Here is a 14,852-nt window from a genome sequence, read left to right as displayed (position 1 = left end):
CCCGCCGACAAATTCTTCTGACCATGGGTGCTGCCATCAGCGCCACCGCGATACCGGCCTGGGCGCAGAGCGCCAACGCCGCGTGGGCCAACATCGAAAAAGCGGCCCGCGGTCAGACCGTGTACTTCAACGCCTGGGCCGGCAGTGACCGCACCAACGCCTATCTCCAGTGGGTGGCATCCGAAGTTCAGACCGCCTTCGGCGTCAAGCTCGAACACGTCAAGATCACCGATACCGCCGATGTGGTCAAGCGGGTACGGTCCGAGAAGAACGCCGGCCGCCAGGCCCGCGAAGGCACGGTCGACCTGGTGTGGATCAACGGCGAGAACTTCGCGGCGATGAAGGCCGATGGCCTGCTGCTGGCGCCTTGGGCCGAGCAATTGCCCAACTTTGCGAAGGTGGACACGGTGGGCAAGCCGACCACGCGCAACGACTTTTCTGTGCCGACCGACGGCCAGGAGTCGCCCTGGGGCATGGCCCAGTTCACCTTCTTCGCTGACAGTCAACGGTTGCCTGCACCGCCGCAAAGCATGAAGGAACTGCTGGCACTGGCCAAGCGACAGCCTGGTCGCATCACCTACCCGCGCCTGCCGGACTTCACCGGCACCACCTTCGTCAAGCAGGCCCTGATCGACACGGTGGCTGACCCGTCGGTACTGACGAAGCCGCCCGTGCCGGCCGAACTGGAGCGGGTAACCGCCCCCCTGTGGCGCTTTCTGGACGAACTGCACCCCCACCTGTGGCGCAGTGGCCGTCAGTTCCCGCAGAGCCCGGCGGCCATCCGGCAAATGGTGGCCGATGGGGAACTGCTGCTGGGCATGACGTTCAACCCCAACGAGGCGGCCAATGAAATTGCCGCCAGGCGGCTGCCGGCCTCGGTCAAGAGCTGGCAGTTTGCCCGTGGCACCATCGGCAACACGCACTTTGTCGCCATTCCTTATAACGCGCGTTCCCCCGAAGGCGCCCAGGTCGTGGCCAACTTTCTGCTCTCAGCCCGGGCCCAGGCCCGAAAGGCGGACATCACGGTCTGGGGCGACCCGACGGTACTGGATCTGACCCGCCTCAGTCCGAAAGAGCGGGCCGAGTTTCCGGTCCAGGCACTGCCGGGTCAGGTCGCCACGCCGGCGCCCACGCTGCCCGAGCCGCACGCCACCTGGGTGGATCCGGTGGAAAAGGAATGGGTCCGGCGCTACGGTCGGTGATGAGCCCACACCCGGGCTGGGTCGCGTCCCTGCTGCTGGCCGTGGTCTTGCTGCCGCTGCTGTCGGTGGCCTGGCTGGCCCTGGAGTCGCTGAACAATCCAACCGCTTGGTGGGCCCTGTGGACGGCGCCGCAAACCGTGTCGGCCGTGGCCCTGACCCTGTGGACCGGGCTGGCGTCGACGACGCTGGCCTGGTGGATCAGCGGCTGGCTGCTGGCCCAGGGGTTCATTCGGCATCGGCTGGCTGGCATGACCCGTGTGCTGCCGGCCATGCTGGCGACACCCCATGCGGCGCTGGCCATTGGCCTGTTATTCCTGGTGGCGCCCAGCGGCTGGGTGCTGCGAGCGATATCACCCTGGCTCACCGGATTCGAGTTTCCGCCACCCTGGCCCACCACACAAGACCCCTGGGGACTGGGTCTGATCGCCGCACTGGTGCTCAAGGAGGTGCCGTTTTTGCTCTGGACCGCTGCCACCCAGTTGCATCGGGACGATGTCCGCCGGCGCTGGCAGGCCGAGTTCAGTCTGGCAGAGACACTGGGGTATGCACCGGATCGCGCCTGGTGGCTTGTGGTCTGGCCGCAACTGGCTCCCCGCCTTTGGTGGCCCCTGATGGCCGTGCTGGCGTACGGACTGACCGTGGTGGACATGGCCCTGGTCATCGGACCGGCCAGCCCGCCGACGCTGGCCGTGCTGGCCTGGCAGTGGCTGCAGGACGCCGACCTCGCCGCGAACGCCCAGGGTGCGGCGGCGGGGGGACTGCTGGCGCTGCTGGTGCTGGTCACAGGACTCGGATGGCGAACGCTCATGCGAGCATCCTGGCGTCCGTTGGACGGCAGACGCGGTCGGGTGCCCACCCGGCACACGGACGACAGGACCGCACGTCCCGGCGGTGTCTGGGCCTGGCGGGCGATTCTTCTGATCTATGGGGCGATCGTGCTGGCGCTGGCGGTGGGGAGCGTCTCCGGTGTCTGGCCGTTTCCAGCCATGCTTCCCGAAGTCTGGACGCTGCAAGCCTGGATCACCGTCTGGTCCAGCGCCTCCACCGTGACCGATACGCTCCTGCTGGCTATCGGTTCCACCCTGCTGTCCCTCCTGTGGGCGGTCGCCTGGCTGGAGCTGGTGCCCCGCCGCTGGGACAGTGCGCTCAGACCCCTGCTGTACCTGCCGCTGGTCTTGCCCGGCGTGCTCTGGGTGGTGGGCCTGTACGGGCTGGTGCTGTGGCTGAGGTGGGAAGGACAATGGGCGGGAATGCTGCTGGCTCATACGTCCCTGGTCCTGCCCTACGTCCTGCTGGCGCTGTCACCAGCCTATCTGGGTTTTGATCCTCGATACCGCCACCTGGCCGAGAGCCTGGGACGCAGTCGCTGGGATTTCCTGTGGCGCATCAAATGGCCCTTGCTGCGTCACGCATTGGCGGCCTCGGTGGCCGTGGGCTTTGCCGTCAGCGTCGCCCAGTTCCTGCCGACGCTTTACGTGGGTGCCGGCCGCTGGAACACCGTGACCACCGAAGCGGTGACCCTGGCCGCCGGCGCGCAGCGCTCTCTCACCGGTGCCTATGCCTGGCTTCAGTTTGTGCTGCCGGTGCTGGGCTTTGCACTGGCCGCCTGGGTAGGACGACCGCGACGCTTTACAGTGCCCTCTACATGAGTCTTTACGTCCATATCGATCGTCTGGGAAGTGCCCACCGGACCCTCATCCGTGATCTTCGGTTGGAGGTACACCCGGGCCAGGTGCTCACCTTGATGGGCCCCAGCGGCTGCGGCAAGAGTTCGGTGCTCTCGGCCATTGCCGGCACCCTGGCCAGCGTGGCGGAGGGCCAGTCGGCGCTGTCCTTCGACGGCCGGATCGAGCTGGATGGGCAGGACGTCACCCGGCTGCCGACCGCCCGGCGCGGCATTGGCCTGCTCTTCCAGGACGATCTGCTGTTCGCTCACCTGACCGTGGCCGACAACCTGCTGTTCGCGGTTCCCCCTGGGCCCCACCCTGAGCGCAGGCTGGCGGTGGAACAGGCTCTGACCGAAGCAGGCCTGAGCGGGTTCGGTGATCGCGACCCATCGACCCTGTCGGGTGGTCAGCGCGCGCGCGTGGCCATGATGCGGGCTCTGCTGGCCCAGCCACGAGCCCTGCTGCTGGACGAACCTTTCTCCCGCCTGGACATGGCCTTACGCGCGCAGTTCAGGGCCTTCGTCTTCGATCACATCCGGACGGCGAACATTCCCGCGATCCTGGTCACCCATGACCGTGCCGACATCGCGGACCCTCGGTACACAGTGGACCTGGGCCATGCTGGATAAGGCGGCGCAAACTCTCCTTCGGCCCGTGATGGTGAGGACTGCCCGGGTGCTGTGCCGTCTGGGCGTGACGGCCGACGCCCTGAGCTGGACCGGGTTTGTGCTGGGCATGGGAGCGGCCGTGACCATTGCCAGCGGACAGTTCCTGGTGGGGCTGGCGCTGCTGCTGGCCTCGCGCCTGATGGACGGGCTGGATGGCGCGGTCGCACGAGCCACACAGCCGACCGACCGCGGCGGATTTCTGGACATCACCCTGGACTTTGTGTTCTACGCGTCCATTCCTTTGGCATTCGCGGTGGCGGACCCGGACGCGAACGCGCTGGCGGCGGCGGTGCTGCTGGCCAGCTTCATCGGCACCGGCAGCAGCTTCCTGGCGTTTGCCATCGTGGCCGAGAAACGCCGGTTGCAATCTCTGGCGTTCCCTGACAAGAGCTTCTATTTCCTCGGTGGCCTGACCGAGGCCACCGAGACCCTGGCGGCCTTCGTGGCCATGTGTCTCTGGCCCCAGTGGTTCGCCGAGATTGCCTACGGGTTCGCGGCCTTGTGCGTGATCACCACCGCGCTTCGTATCGGCTGGGGCTACGCGGCATTTCGCTGACGCTGCTGCCGATGGTAGGAGCCATCGCCGCGATGAAATACGCGGTCCTGCGCCAGCACATCTCCCGGCTGCAACTCGGGTCCGCGCAATGCGGCGTCATACAGGGGGGCAAAGTCGATGCGGGTGAAATCGAGCAACTCGTCCAGGTCGCGAATCACAAAGTAGGATTCCTGGAAATCGTCGATCCGGTAATGGGTCCTCATCACCCGTTCCAGATCGAACCGGATGCGGTTGGGCGACGGGCTTTCCAGGCAGAACTGAGACTCGGTGTAGGACGAGGCGATGCCGGCGCCATACAGTCGCAACCCATCCCCCTGTTGCAGCAAACCGAACTCCACCGTGTACCAGTAGACCCGAGCCAGTTGGGGCAGACAGCCAAGCTGTTGTGCCCTCAGGCCACCCTGGCCGTAGGCCTGAATGAAGTCGGCGATCGCGGGACTCATCAGCATCGGCACGTGACCGAAGACGTCGTGGAACACATCGGGCTCTTCCAGGTAGTCCAGCTCTTGCGGCCGGCGAATGAAGTTCCCTGACGGGAAACGCCGGTTCGCCAGATGCTCGAAGAACACATCGTCCGGCACCAGTCCCGGGACCGCCACCACCTGCCAGCCGGTGCGTTTCATGAGCACGTCCGAGAGTTCACGAAAGTCCGGAATCCGATCGGCACCGATGGGCAGGTCGCGCATGCCCTGGACAAACTCGTCGCAGGCACGTCCCGGCAACAGCCGTGTCTGACGCTCGAACAGTGTTTTCCAGGTCGCATGCTCGGCCTCGGTGTAGCGGTCCCAGCCCTGGTCGATGGTCCAGTCAGGGTTCTCGGGTCGCGCGGCTTCGCCGGCTGCCAATCCGTGCAGGGCCTTGTCCGTCAGTGCCTCCATGTTCAGGCTCCCGTGCGCATGGCCGCGTACACCTTGTCGGCCCGCTCGGCCCAATCCTTGTCGCGCGGCGACAGTCCACCGGCGTCGTGGGTGGTCAGGGTGATGTCGACCCGGTTGTAGACGTTGAACCACTCCGGGTGGTGGTTCATCGCCTCGGACACCACCGCCATCTGCGCCATGAAACCGAAGGCCTGAGCGAAGTCTTCAAACTGGAACAGGCGGCGTGCGCAGCCCTTCTCCAGGTTCAAGGTCCAATCGGGGTGCGCAGCGAAAGCGGTTTGGGCAGCGTTGTCGTCAAAGGCTTGCAATGTTGTCTCCTGGTGCGTGGACATGCAGACTGCATGCGGTGGCAGGTAGTGTGTCGGAGATCACAGGCAATTTGCATTCGTAATCCTCGCTTTCAACCCAGTCAATCCGCAAAATACTGCATTCAACAAAGTTTTTTATGAGTTTTTTTGCGCCGCATCGGTACATACCGCTGATTTCACCCCATCGCGGAAGGCGCTTGAGCCCCTGATATGCTGCGCCGGGTCATGAGCGCACGCGTCCTGCTCCGCACACTCTCCTTCTTGCTGCTGCTGGCGGTGCTGGTCTGGCTGTTCCTGCGGCGCCCGGAGGACCTGGTTCAACTGTCCGATCGCCTGAGCGACCTGCCGGGCTCCACCTGGCTGATGGTGTTTCTCCTGGGGCTGCTCAGTTACGTGCTGCGCCTGCTGCGCTGGCAGGTCCTCCTTCGGGTGCTTGGTCACCGTATCCCTGTGACCCAACAGTTGCCCATCTACATGGCTGGCTTCGGTCTGGCCATGACGCCTGGCAAGGTGGGAGAGACGATCCGCACGGCCTACCTGGCCCCCCTGGGGGTGCCCTACGGTGACAGCCTGGCCGCCTTCGTGGCTGAACGTTTGGTCGACCTGCTGGTGGTGGGGCTGCTGGCGTGCCTGGCCTTGCCCCTGGTCGCGTCTCACCCGATCTGGGTTCTCAGTGCGTGGGGCTTCGTGCTGTCGGCCTTCCTGGTGGCACGTTCCCGACTGCTGCCAGCGATGGCGGCCCGCATGGGAACGGGCAAGCTGGGCCAGACGGCCGACGAGGGTACCCGTGCACTACAGCGCCTGCTCTCGGGACGCCCCCTGTTCCTGGGGTGCCTGCTGGGCAGCCTGGCCTGGTCGGTGCAAGCCTCTGCCCTGCTGGTCGTGCTGAGTCATCTGGAACATCCGGTCCCGGTGCTTTCCGGCCTGGGCAGCTATGCGCTGGCCCTGCTGGCGGGCGCTGCCTCGTTCATCCCGGGGGGGCTGGGCGTGACGGAAGCGGCCATGCTGTGGCTGCTGGAGCGGCAGGGTGTGGACCTGCTGACTGCGGCAACGGCGGCACTGGTCAGCCGAGGCGTTCCCTTGTGGACCGGGGTCTTCACCGGTCTGCTGGCCCTGGCGGCCCTGGGCGTCCGCTCGACTCAGTCTGATCGGCCAACTCAGCCCTAGCGACTGCGCACCAACGCAGCCAGTCGGCTGGTTCGTCCACATCCCAGAGCATGGGCAACTCCTGCCAGCGCCAACCCCCTTCGCGCAGGCGCTCTCGCGTGACCTGCATGACCTCAGCTGTGCTCCAGGGCACATCCCGGAAGACGTCCGGCAAGGGCCTGCGCAGGCCCAGCAGCACATAGCCGCCGTCCTCGGCGGGCACGACGACCGCATCGGATGACTCCAGCGCATCGGCAGCCTGCTGAAGCATCCCCGGGGTAAGCACTGGCGCATCGGTACCGATCACGATCCATGGGAGATCGGGATTCGCTTCGAAATGAATCTGCATCGCGGTGAGCATCCGCTGCCCCAGATCCCCACCCGGCTGATCGCGGACATGCATGTCCAGTCGCTGACGCATGAGCACAAACAGGCGGTGGCCCGAGTCGGGTGCGCACCAGAGCGTGACAGATCCCAGCGCTGCGGCGCGTGCCGTGGCCACGGTGCGCAAAATGAAACCGCGCTGCGCACGGGCCGCGCCGGCCTTGCCCAACAGCGGTGCCAGACGGGTCTTGGCCAGTCCCGGCACCGGCGCTTTGGCCATGATCGCCAGCGCCGCCACCGACCGGGGGCGGTAGCCATACCGCAGCGCCAGGGTGCGCGGGTCCGCGCCCAACGCATAGGCCATGCGCAAGCGCCACATCAGGAGAATGGTCCGCCACAGCCCGTGTCGGTCCCAGCGGCGCCCCGATGTGGTGACGCAGGGGCGCAGGCAGGCTGGGGCCGACACCCGGCGCAGACGCGCGCTCAGCGCAACGTCTTCCATCAGGGGCTGCTCGGGAAAACCGCCGACCGCCTCAAACAGGCGACGGCACACGAACAGGGCCTGGTCGCCCGTGGCGATGCCCGTCAGACGTGAGCGCAGGTTCATCATCGCCGCCACCATGGGCAACAAAGCATGCGCGCCTTCGATGCGTACGTCGAACCGTCCCCAGTCGGCCCCCGCCGCCAGGGCTAGCCCGATGAGTTCATCGGCCTGCTCGGGCAGCCGCGTATCGGCGTGCAGGAACAGGAGGACATCGGCGCCAGCCGAAGCGGCAGCGCACGCGCCCGCGTTCATCTGCGACGAGCGACCACGCGGTGCCATCAACACCTCATCGGCCAGTGGCGCCGCCTGAGCCGCCGTGTCATCAGAGCTGCCCCCATCAACCACCACGACCCGCACGCCCCGGGCGCGCAATGACGCCAAGGCCTGCAGACGGGGAACCACGTGGTCGGCCTCGTCCAGCACCGGCAGCACAATCGCCAGCTTCATAGGCTCAAGGCCTCGCCAAGATCATCAAACCCCCTGCGTATCTTGCTCACCACATCCGGGTCAAGATAGTGGTCAACGCGCTCTCGCACATGACTGACCAGCCGGTCCTCGCTGCGCTGGGCCGACCAGTCCTCTCCATCAGCGCCGTCACGCACAGCCTGGCGGGACAGCACCCGCCACTTGGCGCACCAGGTCAGGGACCAGAGCCACATGGCAGCACGCAGTGGCAGATGCCATGATGAAGCGGCCCGCGCGGCGGATGGTTCCATGCCCATCGCCCACTGCCGGTAGAAGCCTGCCACTTCGTCGGCCTGCAGTTCACAACGGCTTTCGATGTCCCAGGTGGTGGAGGTGTAAAGCGTGGCGTGCGCCAGGTCCAGGCCAGGGTAGCTGTAGCGGCATTTCTCCAGGTCGACCAGAACCGCAAGGCCGTCCGGTCTTACGATGAAGTTGCCCGGATGCGCGTCGAAGGCCACCAGGGTCACCTCGGGCCGCTCTGGCTGGGCACACAGTGCCGCGAGGCCGGCCAGCTCGGCTTCGCGGCAGCGCGTCACCTCCTCATGCACCCCTGCCTGCGGCCACCACCCAGCCTGCTCGCGCACTTCATCAAGAAGCGCCTGCAAGGGGTCGGCGTCGGCCCGCAGCGGCGGCCTGGCAGCGGCCGGGGGCAGTGGCAGGCCGTGCAGGGCCGCCAGCGATTGCGCCAGCGCCGTCAGGTCCTCCGGCAGCCGGGCTGGCCTGCCCACGATCTCTTGGACCAGCAGGGCTCCCCGCGGCAAGTCATGCGAAGGAGGGAGCACACCGTGCAGCTGCGGGGTGGCTCCTCCCGCGGCGGCACGCGCAAAACAGGTCTGCTGATAGGCCAGGTTGTCCGGCGCCGTCAGCCCCATCTGGCTTTGTTTGGGCACCCGGGCCAGCAGCCCCGTGCCCTCCAGCCGGACATGGTCATGGGCCAGCCCCTTGTCAGGCAGCGACGTCAAACGCACGGCGGCCAGCGGATGACCGGCTTGCTCAAGGGCTGCACGCAGGGCAACGGGCAAGGGGTGTAAGAATGGGCGATGCACAGCGACTCAACAGCACCAAGACAATCACACAAGGATACGTCGTGAGTACCCGGAAAATCTTTCTGCTGGTCGTGCTGGTCGCGGGCATCGGCGCCTTTTTTGCCTTTGACCTCGGCCGATTCCTGAGCCTGGACTACCTCAAACTGAGCCAGGCGGCCTTTGCCGACCTGTACGCGCAGCATCCCTGGCAGGTGGCGGCCGCCTACTTCGCCATCTATGTGACGGCGACCGCGCTCTCCCTGCCCGGAGCGGCCATCATCACCCTGGCCGGCGGCGCCATCTTCGGCCTGCTCTGGGGCACGGTCATCGTCTCGTTTGCCAGCACCATCGGTGCCACCCTGGCCTTTCTGGTCTCGCGCTTCATCCTGCGCAGCACGGTCGAAAGTCGTTTCGGACAGCGCCTGGCCGAGATCAACCGCGGCGTCGAGAAGGACGGCGCCTTCTACCTGTTCACCCTGCGACTGATCCCGGTCGTGCCCTTCTTCCTGATCAACCTGCTGATGGGCCTGACCCGCATGAAGGCCTTCACCTTCTACTGGGTGAGCCAGATCGGCATGCTGGCCGGCACGCTGGTGTACGTGAATGCCGGCACCCAGCTGGCCAGGCTGGACTCGCTGCAGGGCATCCTGAGCCCTGCCCTGCTGGGCTCCTTCGTGCTGCTGGGCATCTTCCCGCTGATCGCACGGCGCATCGTCGAGGCGGTGCAAAAGCGCAAGGTCTACGCCCGCTGGCGCGGCGTCCGCCCCCGCACCTTCGACCGCAACCTGGTCGTCATCGGTGCTGGTGCCGGCGGCCTGGTCACCGCCTACATCGCCGCCGCCGTCAAGGCCAAAGTCACGCTGGTCGAAGCCCACAAGATGGGGGGGGACTGCCTGAACTACGGCTGCGTGCCCAGCAAGGCCCTGATCAAGAGCGCCAAGCTGGCGCACCAGATGCGCCACGGTGCGAACTACGGATTGAACGACACCGCCCCCACCTTCAACTTCAAGGCGGTGATGCAGCGCATCCACGACGTGATCCGGGCCATCGAACCGCACGACAGCATCGAGCGCTACAACGGCCTGGGCGTGGAGGTGCTGCAGGGCTATGCGAAGCTGGTCAACCCATGGACGGTCGAGATCGCGCTGAACGGAGGTGGCACCCAGCGCTTGACCGCGCGCAGCATCGTGATCGCCGCCGGTGCCCGCCCCTTCGTGCCACCCCTGCCGGGCCTGGACGACGTGGGCTACGTCACCAGCGACACGCTGTGGGACGAGTTTGCCAAACTGGACGAAGTGCCGCGGCGTCTGGTGGTGCTGGGTGGCGGCCCCATCGGGTCGGAGCTGGCACAGAGCTTCGCACGCCTGGGCTCGCAGGTGACGCAGGTGGAAATGGCACCGCGCATCATGATCCGCGAAGACGAGGAGGTGTCGGCCCTGGCCAAGGCCTCGCTCGAAGCCGATGGCGTGGTCGTGCTCACCGGCCACAGGGCCCTGCGCTGCGAACGGGTCGACGGGCAGAAGGTGCTGGTGGTCGAGCACGGCGGCACCGAGAAGCGCATTGCGTTCGACCAACTGCTGTGCGCGGTGGGCCGCAGCGCCCGCCTGACCGGCTATGGCCTGGAGGAGCTGGGCATCCCGACCCAGCGAACGGTCGAGACCAACGAGTACCTGCAGACCTTGTACCCCAACATTTACGCGGCCGGTGACGTGGCCGGTCCCTACCAGTTCACCCATGTGGCGGCCCACCAGGCCTGGTACGCAGCCGTGAACGCCTTGTTCGGCGACTTCAAAATGTTCAAGGCCGACTACTCGGTCATCCCCTGGGCCACCTTCATCGACCCCGAGGTGGCCCGCGTCGGCCTGAACGAGCAGGAAGCGAAGGAGAAGGGCATCCCCTACGAGGTCACGACATACGGCATCGACGACCTGGACCGGGCCATTGCCGATAGCGAGGCACACGGCTTCGTCAAGGTGCTGACCGTGCCAGGCAAGGACCGCATCCTGGGTGTGACCATCGTCGGCACCCACGCCGGCGACCTGCTGGCCGAGTACGTGCTGGCCATGAAACACGGCCTGGGCCTCAACAAGATCCTCGGCACCATCCACACCTACCCCACGCTGGCGGAAGCGAACAAATACGCCGCCGGTGAATGGAAGCGAGCCCATGTCCCGCAGCGCCTGCTGGCCTGGGTGCAGAAGTTTCACGACTGGAGACGAGGCTGACCCATGAGCACCACATCAACATGGCCTGGGAACTGGCTGTCTGCTTGTCTCTTGGGCCTGTCTGCCTCAGTCTGGGCAGATCAGACTGTCTCGCCTCCTCCCCTGGTGGGCCCCGATCGGCAGATCGGTCCCGGTTGGCGGGTCGTCGGGTTTCCCAAGAGCCACACCGACCTGCCCCTCACCCGGTATGAAGCGGGGACTGCCGACGGTGTGCCGGCCGTGCAGGTGCTGACCGATGCCTCTTATGGCATGCTGGTTCACGACCAGTTGCCGGGGATGCCGGGCCGGCTGCAGTGGCGCTGGCGGCTGGACCAGCCACTCGCCGGAGGCCGCCGCACACCCGATCTGTCCAGCAAGGAGGGCGATGACGCGGCACTCAAAGTCTGCGTCATGTTTGACCATGCGATCGATCGCATACCGTTCTGGGAGCGCACGGTGCTGCGCGTGGCGCGAGCAGTCAGCGCGGAGGCCCTGCCCGCCGCCACGCTTTGCTATGTTTGGGACAGCGCGGGCCCTGTCTCGCGCGAGGGCAGCAACCCCTATACCCGCCGGGTCCGCTACATCGTGCTGCAGGGGCGCGATGCACCACTGACCCGATGGATCACCGAAAACCGCGATGTCGCTGCCGACTTTGCCCGCCTGTTTGCCGACGAACTGCCCGATGCGGCCCGAACATCGCCAGAAAAGCTGCCCAAGGTCCGCACCGTGCTGATCGGGGCCGACAGTGACAACACCGGTGGGCGCAGCGCGGGCTGGGTGGCCGATGTTCAATGGCAGCGCTGACCCTGTCATGGCCAACCACAAGACTGGCGTGAAAAAGCTCGTTCTGCTGGGCGCCGGTCACGCCCATGTGCATGTGCTGTCGAGTCTGGCCAGGCAACGTCCCCGCGACCTGGAGGTCACCCTCGTCACCCCGCAGGACCACCAGACCTACAGTGGCATGGTGCCGGGCTTCGTGGCGGGTTGTTATGCCGGGCATGAGTGCCGGATCGCGCTGACGCCGCTGATGCGCTCCGCCGGTGTGCAATGGGTGGCAGGCCATTGCGCCGGGCTGCGGGCCGCAGAACAGATGGTGGACGTGTCCGTCCGCGCAGAAGCACCAGCCGACGCGGTGTCCTTGGACTACGACCTCCTGTCCATCGACACCGGCGCGGTTGTCGACCGCCTGCGCCTGGAGCAGGTGATGCCGGGGGCCGCAGAGCATGCCCTCATGCTGCGGCCGATCGACCGGTTCGTGCATCTCTGGCCGCAGGTGCTGGCGCTTGCCCGCCGTCGGCCCCTGCAGGTGGTGGTGGTCGGCGGTGGCGCTGCGGGTCTGGAGGTGCTGATGGCCGCCCGGCAACGACTGCTCAGGGATGGCGTGGCCGGGAGCCGGTTCACGCTGGTGACTGGCGGTGCAGAACCCGGCAGCAGCTATCCCGCTGGGGTTCGCCGGCGAATCTCCCGGCAACTGAAGGCGCACGGCATTGCGGTGGTACAGGACACCTGTATCGGTATGGACGCGGGACTGGTGCGAGTGGCCGGGGGCGGCGTCCTTCCGTGCGATGTGCCCATCCTGGCCATCGGCACCCATGCACCTGCGTGGTTGCTCAACAGCGGTCTGAACCTCTCACCCCAGGGACACATTCTGGTGAACGCGTTCCAGCAAAGCACCAGCCATGACAACGTCTTTGCGGCGGGTGATGTCGCCACCCGCGCAGATAGGCCCCATCCCAAGAGCGGGGTCTATGCGGTCAGAGCCGGCCCCGCGCTGGCCACCAACCTGATGGCCTGGCATGCCGGGGCACCCCTGAAGCCCCATCATCCGCCGTCAAGAACCCTGAATCTGCTCTCTTGCGGGTCAGGGCACGCGATCGCCAGCTGGGGACCCTTTCACGCAGAGGGGGCCTGGGCCTGGCGCTGGAAGGACCGCATCGACCGGGCCTTCATTCGTCGCTATTGCCTCAATTGACCACGCGCCAGCTGCCATCCGGCTGCCGGCACGCGGTGCCGTAGACGGTGTCAGGCTGACCCCCCACCACGGCACGCATGGTGTACTCGCGACACGGTGCGCCGGCACTCTCGTAAGTGCGGGTCGGCGTCACGACATATTCGTTGCGCGTGTCGGGGTTCACCCAGCCGCTGGACTGACCGGTGCGGGACGACTCCAGGATCTGTGCGGTGCGCATGCGGTCATTCCCATCCATGGAACGGCCCACATTGGCACCGATGTTCGCACCGATCATGGTGCCAATGATGGTGGCCACCGTCCGCCCCCGGCCGCCACCGACCTGAGAACCGACAGCCCCCCCCAGAACCCCACCGATGATGGTGCCCGAGGTCTCGTTGGGCCCTCCCACGGCACCGCAGCCAGCCAGTCCCACCACCAGGGCAACGGATGCCACCACGGGCACCGACAAACGCAGCAAGTTCATGAAATATCCCTCCAGAAAGACAACAACCAGGAAACGGAATGTGCACTCACACCTCTGAGCATCATCGTGCCCTTGCTGTTCCGGCATCCGTCATGAAGGAACGGTGATTCCTCACGATTTGGGGTTTCAAGTGTGTCGATATGTAATCAAATACACCTAGAATCCCCCCACCGCCTGCCAGGCGGTCGAGGTTCTCCGATGCTTGTTCCCCTGCCCCATGACCAGATCGAGATCGACACCCCTGTGCCGGTGACGATCCGGGACGGGCGCGGCCAATTGCTGTTGCGCAGCGGCGAAGTGGTCCGCAATGAGCGCGAGCGGGAGCTGCTGTACCTCCACGGACCGCATGTCGATGCCTCCGAGTACAAGGCCTGGCTGTACGAATACACCACCAAGCTCGATCGCCTGCTGCGCAGCGACAGCAACCTCAGCGACATTGCCAAGGCACGTCTGCCCAGTGACTTCAGGCGACATGGTCCGGCCAGTGAAGCCGATGATCCTGTGACTGCCTGGCCTGACCTGCACCACGCCGTCACCCTCCTGCAGCGCCAGGTCTCCGGCACACAGGACCTGATCCAGCGTCTGGATCAGGTGGAACAGCGGATGCAGGCTCTGCTGGAGGCAGAGCCCGACCGGTCCCTCTTCATGATCGTGCAGCTGCTGCAGGACCCACAGGTCGGCTATTGCGCGGCACACGCGCTGGCCACGGCGGCTGCCGTGACGATGCTGGCGCAAGCGCTGGTTCTGCCGCAGCCCGAACAGCAGGCAATGCGACGTGCAGCGCTGACCATGAACATTGGCATCAGCCGATTGCTGGACGAGCGCGCCAACCGCCCCCTCCCCGTCTCTGCAGCGCAGCAGCAGGCCCTGGACGAACATCCGCTGCGCAGCATGGTTCTGCTGCATCGCCTGGGCATCACCGACAACACATGGCTCGATCTGGTGCGTGATCACCACGAAATGCCGGACGGCAGCGGGTACCCTGCGCGAAAGCGTGGTCTGCCGCTCACCCAGCAGGTGCTGCGGCTGTGCGATGCCATGTTCGAACACCACAGCCAACGGCCAGGCATCACCGCCGGGACAGGCAACCTGCCGCCTGCAGCGCGCACGCTGATGCTGGATGACGCCGGCAAGCCTCACGCGCTGGGGGCCGCGTGGCTTCGGCGCCTGGGCCTGTACCTGCCCGGCAGCTTCGTTCAGCTGGCCAATGGTGAAATCGCGGCAGTGGTTCGCCGCGGCGCCAAGGCCACCGCCCCGAGGCTGCTCAGCCTGGTCAGCCGCCAGGGCTCGCCGCTCGGAGAACCCATGTCCAGGGACGGCGCCGACCCGGACCACGAGGTGCGCTCGGTGGTGCCGCGGGCATCCGTAAAGGTGAACATCGACCCCCGCAAACTGCTGGCCCGGATCTGAGCCCGGGCCGCATGCGGCGG

The 14,852-nt window shown here is 66.3% G+C and carries 14 protein-coding genes; 9 read left to right on the top strand and 5 right to left on the bottom strand.

Going from position 1 to position 14,852, the window contains the following annotated elements; genetic code table 11:
- The first annotated feature begins 23 nt into the window (after positions 1–23).
- Genes ACFQNJ_RS08355 through ACFQNJ_RS08340 form a run of 4 tightly spaced genes read left to right on the top strand, consistent with a single transcriptional unit; the run spans position 24 to position 4,093 of the window.
- Complete coding sequence (locus ACFQNJ_RS08355; protein WP_382255959.1) at positions 24–1,202, top strand: ABC transporter substrate-binding protein; 1,179 nt, start codon at positions 24–26, stop codon at positions 1,200–1,202.
- Entirely contained in the window at positions 1,202–2,851 is a 1,650-nt protein-coding gene (locus ACFQNJ_RS08350; RefSeq protein WP_382255958.1) for an ABC transporter permease, read from the top strand. Before ACFQNJ_RS08355 ends, ACFQNJ_RS08350 begins: the two co-directional genes overlap by 1 nt.
- Positions 2,848–3,498: an ATP-binding cassette domain-containing protein gene (locus ACFQNJ_RS08345; protein WP_382255956.1), complete on the top strand. Its 651-nt coding sequence runs from the start codon at positions 2,848–2,850 to the stop codon at positions 3,496–3,498. Before ACFQNJ_RS08350 ends, ACFQNJ_RS08345 begins: the two co-directional genes overlap by 4 nt.
- Positions 3,488–4,093: a CDP-alcohol phosphatidyltransferase family protein gene (locus ACFQNJ_RS08340; protein ID WP_382255954.1), complete on the top strand. Its 606-nt coding sequence runs from the start codon at positions 3,488–3,490 to the stop codon at positions 4,091–4,093. Before ACFQNJ_RS08345 ends, ACFQNJ_RS08340 begins: the two co-directional genes overlap by 11 nt.
- Here the strand turns inward: ACFQNJ_RS08340 and phhA are convergent.
- Positions 4,075–4,971, bottom strand: coding sequence for a phenylalanine 4-monooxygenase (gene phhA / locus ACFQNJ_RS08335; protein WP_382255952.1), 897 nt, complete (start codon positions 4,969–4,971; stop codon positions 4,075–4,077). The genes ACFQNJ_RS08340 and phhA overlap by 19 nt on opposite strands.
- Positions 4,972–4,973: 2 nt before the next feature.
- Positions 4,974–5,303, bottom strand: coding sequence for a 4a-hydroxytetrahydrobiopterin dehydratase (locus tag ACFQNJ_RS08330; RefSeq protein WP_382255949.1), 330 nt, complete (start codon positions 5,301–5,303; stop codon positions 4,974–4,976).
- 201 nt (positions 5,304–5,504) lie between these two features.
- On the opposite strand from ACFQNJ_RS08330, the gene ACFQNJ_RS08325 reads away from it, so the two are divergent.
- On the top strand, positions 5,505–6,446 hold the full coding sequence (locus ACFQNJ_RS08325; protein ID WP_382255946.1) for a lysylphosphatidylglycerol synthase transmembrane domain-containing protein: 942 nt from the start codon (positions 5,505–5,507) through the stop codon (positions 6,444–6,446).
- Here ACFQNJ_RS08325 and ACFQNJ_RS08320 read toward each other — a convergent pair.
- Both ACFQNJ_RS08320 and ACFQNJ_RS08315 read right to left on the bottom strand, forming a co-directional pair.
- Positions 6,376–7,740 carry a TIGR04283 family arsenosugar biosynthesis glycosyltransferase gene (locus ACFQNJ_RS08320; RefSeq protein WP_382255944.1) on the bottom strand — a complete coding sequence of 455 codons (1,365 nt, stop codon included), beginning with the start codon at positions 7,738–7,740 and terminating at the stop codon, positions 6,376–6,378. The genes ACFQNJ_RS08325 and ACFQNJ_RS08320 overlap by 71 nt on opposite strands.
- The gene (locus tag ACFQNJ_RS08315) at positions 7,737–8,780 is read right to left on the bottom strand and encodes a hypothetical protein (protein ID WP_382255941.1); all 1,044 of its coding nucleotides are present in this window, start codon (positions 8,778–8,780) and stop codon (positions 7,737–7,739) included. Before ACFQNJ_RS08315 ends, ACFQNJ_RS08320 begins: the two co-directional genes overlap by 4 nt.
- Positions 8,781–8,845: 65 nt before the next feature.
- On the opposite strand from ACFQNJ_RS08315, the gene ACFQNJ_RS08310 reads away from it, so the two are divergent.
- From ACFQNJ_RS08310 to ACFQNJ_RS08300, 3 genes are all read left to right on the top strand, one after another.
- Positions 8,846–11,008, top strand: a complete 2,163-nt coding sequence (locus ACFQNJ_RS08310; protein ID WP_382255939.1) for an FAD-dependent oxidoreductase — start codon at positions 8,846–8,848, stop codon at positions 11,006–11,008.
- Between the two features lie 105 nt (positions 11,009–11,113).
- Entirely contained in the window at positions 11,114–11,791 is a 678-nt protein-coding gene (locus tag ACFQNJ_RS08305) for a DUF3047 domain-containing protein (RefSeq protein WP_382255936.1), read from the top strand.
- A gap of 7 nt (positions 11,792–11,798) precedes the next feature.
- Positions 11,799–12,959: an FAD-dependent oxidoreductase gene (locus ACFQNJ_RS08300; protein ID WP_382255933.1), complete on the top strand. Its 1,161-nt coding sequence runs from the start codon at positions 11,799–11,801 to the stop codon at positions 12,957–12,959.
- On the opposite strand, the gene ACFQNJ_RS08295 is transcribed toward ACFQNJ_RS08300, so the two are convergent.
- Complete coding sequence (locus tag ACFQNJ_RS08295) at positions 12,952–13,422, bottom strand: RT0821/Lpp0805 family surface protein (RefSeq protein ID WP_374642908.1); 471 nt, start codon at positions 13,420–13,422, stop codon at positions 12,952–12,954. The genes ACFQNJ_RS08300 and ACFQNJ_RS08295 overlap by 8 nt on opposite strands.
- A gap of 198 nt (positions 13,423–13,620) precedes the next feature.
- On the opposite strand from ACFQNJ_RS08295, the gene ACFQNJ_RS08290 reads away from it, so the two are divergent.
- The gene (locus ACFQNJ_RS08290; RefSeq protein ID WP_382255930.1) at positions 13,621–14,832 is read left to right on the top strand and encodes an HD-GYP domain-containing protein; all 1,212 of its coding nucleotides are present in this window, start codon (positions 13,621–13,623) and stop codon (positions 14,830–14,832) included.
- Positions 14,833–14,852: the final 20 nt, after the last annotated feature.

Origin of the sequence: Hydrogenophaga bisanensis, from assembly GCF_042665135.1 — a bacterium.
In the GTDB taxonomy this organism is placed as follows: Bacteria; Pseudomonadota; Gammaproteobacteria; order Burkholderiales; family Burkholderiaceae_C; genus Hydrogenophaga; species Hydrogenophaga bisanensis.
This window is presented reverse-complemented; position numbering and strand designations above follow the sequence as displayed.